The sequence below is a fragment of the Sodalis-like endosymbiont of Proechinophthirus fluctus genome, from assembly GCF_001602625.1.
GTDB lineage: Bacteria > Pseudomonadota > Gammaproteobacteria > Enterobacterales > Enterobacteriaceae.
Genome location: NZ_LECR01000045.1, coordinates 1 through 6,707, shown reverse-complemented (window position 1 = coordinate 6,707; position 6,707 = coordinate 1). Strand labels below are relative to the sequence as shown.

The 6,707-nt window shown below is 50.9% G+C and carries 5 protein-coding genes, 1 rRNA gene and 4 pseudogenes; 6 read left to right on the top strand and 4 right to left on the bottom strand.

The features are described from left to right. The 5 genes and pseudogenes from BG74_RS16890 to BG74_RS19630 all read left to right on the top strand — a co-directional run. The coding region (locus BG74_RS16890; protein ID WP_305809574.1) for a uroporphyrinogen decarboxylase family protein at positions 1–286 on the top strand (286 nt) is incomplete at its 5' end. Positions 287–295: 9 nt separating this feature from the next. After that, a pseudogene (locus tag BG74_RS05120) lies at positions 296–818 on the top strand (endonuclease V). A gap of 95 nt (positions 819–913) precedes the next feature. Next, positions 914–1,521: pseudogene (locus BG74_RS05115) on the top strand (YjaG family protein). A 189-nt stretch (positions 1,522–1,710) separates the two neighbouring features. Continuing rightward, positions 1,711–1,983, top strand: coding sequence for a nucleoid-associated protein HU-alpha (hupA, locus tag BG74_RS05110; protein WP_066597067.1), 273 nt, complete (start codon positions 1,711–1,713; stop codon positions 1,981–1,983). Positions 1,984–2,270: 287 nt separating this feature from the next. Then, positions 2,271–2,381, top strand: coding sequence for a DUF1481 domain-containing protein (locus BG74_RS19630; protein WP_187202666.1), 111 nt, complete (start codon positions 2,271–2,273; stop codon positions 2,379–2,381). Here BG74_RS19630 and BG74_RS18885 read toward each other — a convergent pair. The 4 genes and pseudogenes from BG74_RS18885 to purH form a co-directional block, all read right to left on the bottom strand. After that, positions 2,346–2,471, bottom strand: coding sequence for a hypothetical protein (locus tag BG74_RS18885; RefSeq protein WP_256364218.1), 126 nt, complete (start codon positions 2,469–2,471; stop codon positions 2,346–2,348). The two genes, BG74_RS19630 and BG74_RS18885, sit on opposite strands and share 36 nt — an antisense overlap. A gap of 559 nt (positions 2,472–3,030) precedes the next feature. Next, positions 3,031–3,624: pseudogene (locus BG74_RS16885) on the bottom strand (hypothetical protein). Positions 3,625–3,713: 89 nt separating this feature from the next. Continuing rightward, complete coding sequence (locus BG74_RS16880) at positions 3,714–3,827, bottom strand: Rossmann-fold NAD(P)-binding domain-containing protein (protein WP_244267317.1); 114 nt, start codon at positions 3,825–3,827, stop codon at positions 3,714–3,716. Positions 3,828–3,887: 60 nt separating this feature from the next. After that, a pseudogene (purH, locus tag BG74_RS05100) lies at positions 3,888–5,237 on the bottom strand (bifunctional phosphoribosylaminoimidazolecarboxamide formyltransferase/IMP cyclohydrolase); the annotation flags it as partial. Positions 5,238–5,905: 668 nt separating this feature from the next. Here purH and BG74_RS05095 point away from each other — a divergent pair. Further along, positions 5,906–6,707 (top strand): 16S ribosomal RNA (locus BG74_RS05095); the annotation flags it as partial.

Sequence of the window (6,707 nt, the reverse complement as noted above, 5' to 3'; positions counted from 1 at the left end):
CGCCACTGGTTGCGATGCGCTCGGCCTTGACTGGAGCATTGATATTGCGGACGCACGCCGTCGGGTTGGCGACAAGGTAGCATTGCAGGGGAATATGGACCCGTCAGTGCTCTACGGCTCACCGGCGCGAATCGAGCGCGAAGTGGCTGCTATTCTAGACGGTTTCGGCCGAGGCGAGGGGCATATCTTCAATCTCGGGCACGGCATTCATCAGGATGTGCAGCCGGCGCATGCGGGCCATTTCGTTGAGGCGGTACACCGGCTGTCGCAGCACTATCACCATTAGGACATAGACATGGATATCGCAGCGCTGTTGTGGGCCGAACAGATAGCCACGACGGGAAAAATTATATGCCACGACGATTTCGATTTTAACCCAGCCAGCGCTTATCGCCTGCACTGATGTCGGCTTTGAGCAAGGGGCGAGGTCACGCGCGACGCCATCACCCTGCTGCACTTTCCGTCTCTGGAGCTCTTGGAATATCAGGTAGCGTGTGTCGCCACTAAGATGCCTCATGTCCTCGACTTTTTGTTGTTTCGCAAATGTCCAGTGCTGCTGGCAGCTTGGGACAAGCTTGGCCGCCGTCCGGATTTACTGCTGGCGGACGGTCATGGCATTTCGCATCTACGGCGTCTGGGCGTGGCGGCGTAGAAAACTGTGATGCAATCCGCTATTTATTTCCACTGGCCATCGGGTGAGACTAGAATCGACCATGTATTAGGTGCAACTTTGCATGCACGACTACTGCTTGCTAGAGCCGACGCACTGGGATGATACGGTGGCATCGAGCCACACGGCATTTCAGTGCTGGCAATAGGGGCGGGGACGAAGCGGACTTTTCTCTTTTTAGAGTATGGCTTGGCGCTAATTTCAGGTAAACTGCCCACAATATAAAGGGTAATGGGACGCCCAATATTACGTAATCCGATACATTTGCGCTTGAAAAAATTGGAAAGCTGGCAACATATCACGTTTATGGCTTCCTTCTGTGAGCACATGTATCCTAACTACCAGTTATTTTGTCTGCAAACCAACTTTGGCGACGCAGTGATTTTTCACTGCATTCAAGATCTCGTCTGGGAGACAGACTAGTAGTAAAAGATGCTAAGGAAAATTCTATTTGCAGCTGGAAAAACTTGAGGAAGCGATTCTGGCTGCTGATGATTATAATTTTTACGGTGTTTATCCCGTGATAGATGCTTGTGTCGCCTTAAGTGAACTTCTTCATCCTCACTTGAGCGGAGAAACGTTAGTGAATGCCATCGCCGGTAAGCGAGACGTCTATTTCATAGCGTGGTGATAGTGGAAATGATCTAAGCGGAACGGAACGGGAAATAACCGAAGAAGATCTTAATGCATTGCCGGCCATTGAGAAAGGAATAGGATGTGTAGTAGGAAATTTACCGTTTATTGGCGGCCAGTGAAAACGAAGAACACGACATTCAATTTACAAAGGACTGCGCACGATCTATAGGCGAGAGGCCGGAATTAGCAATATTGGGATAAATTTGCAGCAATAAGGCAGAAAAACGTGATTTAACACCAGTTTTACTGGTCTATAAGACTTCACATTAGCACCCTATCTGGTCTACATTTGGAGAGCGTGAAAAAAGTGGCTATCGGTGCGTGTATGCAGGAGAGTGCTGTCAATCGGCATGTCCGTCGCACTTGATGCTCAGCAAGCGATAAACACACTGTAAGGATAACATATGAACAAGACTCAACTTATTGATGTAATTGCTGATAAAGCTGATCTTTCTAAAGCACAAGCGAAGTCGGCGCTAGAATCCACTTTGGCAGCAATTACCGAGTCTCTTAAAGAGGGTGATGTAGTACAATTGGTTGGTTTCGGCACTTTCAAAATTAATCATCGTAGCGAACGCACTGGTCGCAATCCACAGACTGGCAAAGAAATTAAAATCGCAGCTGCTAATATACCTGCCTTTGTTTCTGGTAAGGCACTGAAAGATGCCGTTAAATAAACGCAGTGTGCAGGTGAAAACAATAAGCAGAGGGGCGATCATGCCCCTTTTATCTTTACGGCTCTGTGGTCGGATAGGCCTTATAGCTCTGATGCTGACGGCATGTAGCTACCATCAAACACCCCGCGTTTACTACCACCGATTATATCACCAACCGCGGCGCCAGTTTGTCTTTGGCGTAAAAAGATGATACCCGCCAGCGAGCGCGTAACGCTTGAAAGTGTCTACAGCCACTATAGCGGCGCTGATACGGTCGTGGACCCGCCCGCTATTAATACAGCAGCGAAGTGCGTCAGATCCGTCGACAGCAGAGCGGAGAGCGACCTAAAACGATACAGCTTTATTTCGATCAGCAGGACAAGCTAAGTTTCATGCAGCGCGAGCGCGAACAGCGGTAGGAATTCCTTAGCGATGACGAGGCGGCGCTGTATGCGTTCGAGGTCTGCCTCGTGCTTTTGGATATCGGCCAGGCGCTGTACGCCTGCCACGTCCAGTTAAAGAAGGGAATTTGGCATAATGGTGTGATTACGCTCTGCCAAAGCGGGGGGACCGGCGACGCCAGATTTTGATGTACATGCCACGGATTGGCTTGCCGTCCATACCTGCAACGCGTCGGGAGAATTGGGAATTGCCTGCTTGGAAAAGCACCAGAAGATACACAGTTGCTGATGGTCTCCAATGAAAGTTTCTGCTGTTGTCAGCCGAATGAAGACGATCTTAAGGACGCCGTAGCGGGACCACTCTGAGACCTCTTCCCCGTGAGAGGGTTTAGGCTTTGCGAGCGATAGCGCGATAGCCGATATCGCGGTGGCAAAAACAGTCGCGCCAATGGACGGGCTTAGCCACGCGATAAGCCCGGGTATGAGCGTTGGCAATGGTCGTCCCTCAGCGCCGGCCGTTCATCCCACTCTGACGTTTCCTCGTCCAAAAGGCCTTCGGTGGCCGTCAAGCAGTAGGCGACCAGATCGGATCGCATGCGCAACATAATAGGCTGGGTTTTCGGATCGCCGAAGCGGCAGTTGAACTCAATAACTTTCGGCTGGTAATTCAGGGCTTATCGTCAGGCCGGGATACAGGAAACCGGCGTAACATCCCCTCCGCTGCCATCCGTTTCACTGTTGGCCAAATAACCTGCTCCATTAGCCTGCGATGCACCTCATCAGTCACGACCATCGCCGGTGAATAAGCGCCTATTCTGCCGGTATTCGAACCGGTATCCCCACAACCAACGCGTTTGTAATCCTGACTGGTGGCTATCGGCAGCACATGTTTACCGTCTACCATGACAATAAAGTTGACCCCTTCACTGTCGAAATATTCTTCAATGACGATATGATGCCCCGCATCGCCAAAAGCTATTGCCAGCAAGGATATCATTCAAGGCGGATTCCGCTTCCATCAGCATCATAGCGGAAATCACGCCTTTGCCCGTATGGCCAGACAGTCCGCTTTGATAACGATCGGTGTGTCTCGCTGGCACACATAACCCAATACTGGCGCGACCTCGGTAAAATTCTCATAGCATGCGGTGGGAATACTGTGACGGGCAAGGAAGTATTTGCTAAAGGCCCTAAAACCCTCCAGCTGCACGGCGGCTTGCACTGGGCCGAAAATCCTCAAGGCCCGCAGTGCGGAAAGCATCCACTTCCCCTTCACCAGCAACGCTTCTTATCCAACGATGGTCAGCCCGATATGACGTTCTCAGGCAAAGGCTACCAGCGCCCGGAATATCAGTAGCGGCAATATTCATATTTTGAGTGCCTGCTCCAGCGAGCGCAGCCAGCATTGCCGGGCAAGACGTGTACGTTGTCGGCAAGTTTCGATCGCGCGGCTTTCCAGGCCAGGGCGTGTTCACGTCTGCCGTTGCTGATAATAAAATACTCATGGCGAACTGACTTCTAGGTTTAATGGTGGAAATTACGGATATGGGTAAAGATCACGGAGATGATGCTCATTGGCACCTGAGATGACTTCGTTATCGCGAATCGACCCGCTCAGCTGAATGACACAACAGTGTTCGCCCACTACTGCCTCAGCGTCGATACCGTCGCGGAACGGAAAGAAGGAGTCAGAAGTCATCGCCGATCCCTTGACGTCTAGACCTTCGTCCGCCGCCTTGATTCCAGCGATTTATGCCGAGTAAACACGGCTCATTTTCCCGGCGCCAATACTGAATAATTGATGGCCCGCTGCTCGTAGGCATAAACGATCGCATTAGATTTGACGAATATCGCTACTTTTCAGCAAAACAGCGCATTGCGCATTCCCGCCTCTGTCGGCTGGAGTTCGGTAACCACCTGCAAATCCTGCATATTCACTATACCCACATCGCGCTCCTGCACCAATAGGCCATTTTTAACCCGTTTAAAATCCAATCCCGGCTGCTGCCAGCGGCCACAGGCCAGTCAGTACCCGTACATTTTTCTTACCGGCTAGCACGCACAGCCAGGGCGTAATCGTCGACAGCTGCGGAGATAATCACCTCCACCAATTGGCAGCTCACGATCGCTTTGGTGATATCGGCGTCCAGCAGTCGGTTGAAGGCAATAATACCACCGAAAGCGGAGGTTGGGTCGGTCTGGTAGGCGCGATCATAAGCTGCCAGCAAGGTATCGCCGGTGGCTACGTAGCCACACCGCAGGGATTGGCGTGATTAACAATGAAGCAAGTTGCCTCGGTGAAGGTCTTCACGAATTCAAGTGCCGTATCGGTGTCGCCGATCTTACTATAAGACAAGACCTTCTTCTATAGCTTGGCTGTACAGTGGACGCCGGCGCTTCATGCGTCTCCGAATCGGTATAAAACGCCGCCAATTAGTGGCTGTTTTCGCCTTAGCATACGTCCTGTTTCATGATAAAGTCGAGGTGGAAGGTACTGCGGGAAGCGGCCAGAAGACTGCTTGGTGTGTCTCTATGACATGCCAGTACCTAGCTGCTAAAATAATTAGCAATCATACTGTCATAGGCGGCGGTATGTTCAAATGCTTTGATAGTGAAGTCGAATCGGGTTTCCAGGATGAACGAGCAGCCGTGACTGTCCATTTCCGCGAGCACCGTGTGATAGGGATAGTCGGTGCTGTTGACCACATCACTACATCTTTATAGTTCTTAGCCGCGGAGCGTACATGGTGAGGCCACTAATATCAATATTCTCAACCGTCTCTTCATAGGTACAGTCTGCGCGTAACACCGCGTCGGAAAATGGATAAAGGTTAACCACCACACATCAATCAGTGCAATATTATGCTCGCGCATGTGGAAAATAACTCAACGCTGTGCTGGGACGGACAGGAACTGGGCGAACTCCAGAATACCGGTTTTGTTGGAGACGCTGAGCAGAGCGCAAAGAACAGGACGTGGTAGTTTTCATGACAAATGACCCCTGATTATGAATAGCAATGACGTTAACTGGCGTTGTCAGGCAATGTCGAGGTGGCATTATTCGTCTGTAGTCACTCGACTCGGATAAGAAGAATTTTCCCGAAACAAGAACGGCTGCGCGATGCTCACTAAATTTTGTTCCCACACCCTTCGTTGCGGATGAGTTTGTGTGAAAGTAGTAATAAGCCAGTATTTGCTGTGGAAAGCAGCAAACGGTATCATTTGACGAAAATAGCGGTTGCCTAAGGGCCAAAACCCCTATAATGCGTCTTCACTGGCCGGGAACATAACCGGATCAGCTAGAGGAAGGTGTCCCACTACTGGAAAATAACAGGTTTATTATAAAGAGGAAAATTGTAGTATACGCCACCCGCACCAGTAGGGAAAATACCTCCCGGTTTACGCTCTTTAACAATTTATCAGACAATCTGTGTGGGCATTCACGAGACGATATCGACACACGAAATATCAAGTCTTGAAGAAGAGTGAACAAACGAATATTCATACGAATACCAGTTTTAATTCTTTGAACATCAAGCTTTTAATTGAAGAGTTTGATCATGGCTCAGATTGAACGCTGGCGGCAGGCCTAACACATGCAAGTCGAGCGGCAGCGGGAAGAGGCTTTCCTCTTTGCCGGCGAGCGGCGGACGGGTGAGTGATGTCTGGGGATCTGCCCGATGGAGGGGGATAACTACTGGAAACGGTAGCTAATACCGCATAATGTCGCAAGACCAAAGTGGGGGACCTTTAGGCCTCACACCATCGGATGAACCCAGATGGGATTAGCTAGTAGGTGGGGTAATGGCTCACCTAGGCGACGATCCCTAGCTGGTCTGAGAGGATGACCAGCCACACTGGAACTGAGACACGGTCCAGACTCCTACGGGAGGCAGCAGTGGGGAATATTGCACAATGGGGGAAACCCTGATGCAGCCATGCCGCGTGTGTGAAGAAGGCCTTCGGGTTGTAAAGCACTTTCAGCGGGGAAGAAGGCAATGGCGTTAATAGCGCCATTGATTGACGTTACCCGCAGAAGAAGCACCGGCTAACTCCGTGCCAGCAGCCGCGGTAATACGGAGGGTGCGAGCGTTAATCGGAATTACTGGGCGTAAAGCGTACGCAGGCGGTCTGTTAAGTCAGATGTGAAATCCCCGGGCTCAACCTGGGGACGGCATTTGAAACTGGCAGGCTAGAGTCTCGTAGAGGGGGGTAGAATTCCAGGTGTAGCGGTGAAATGCGTAGAGATCTGGAGGAATACCGATGGCGAAGGCGGCCCCCTGGACGAGGGCTGACGCTCAGGTACGAAAGCGTGGGGAGCAAACAGGATTAGATACCCTGGTA

Excerpts from the sequence above, each read along its gene's own strand:
- hupA (WP_066597067.1), top strand. The coding sequence starts at position 1,711 with ATGAACAAGACTCAACTTATTGATGTAATTGCTGATAAAGCTGATCTT.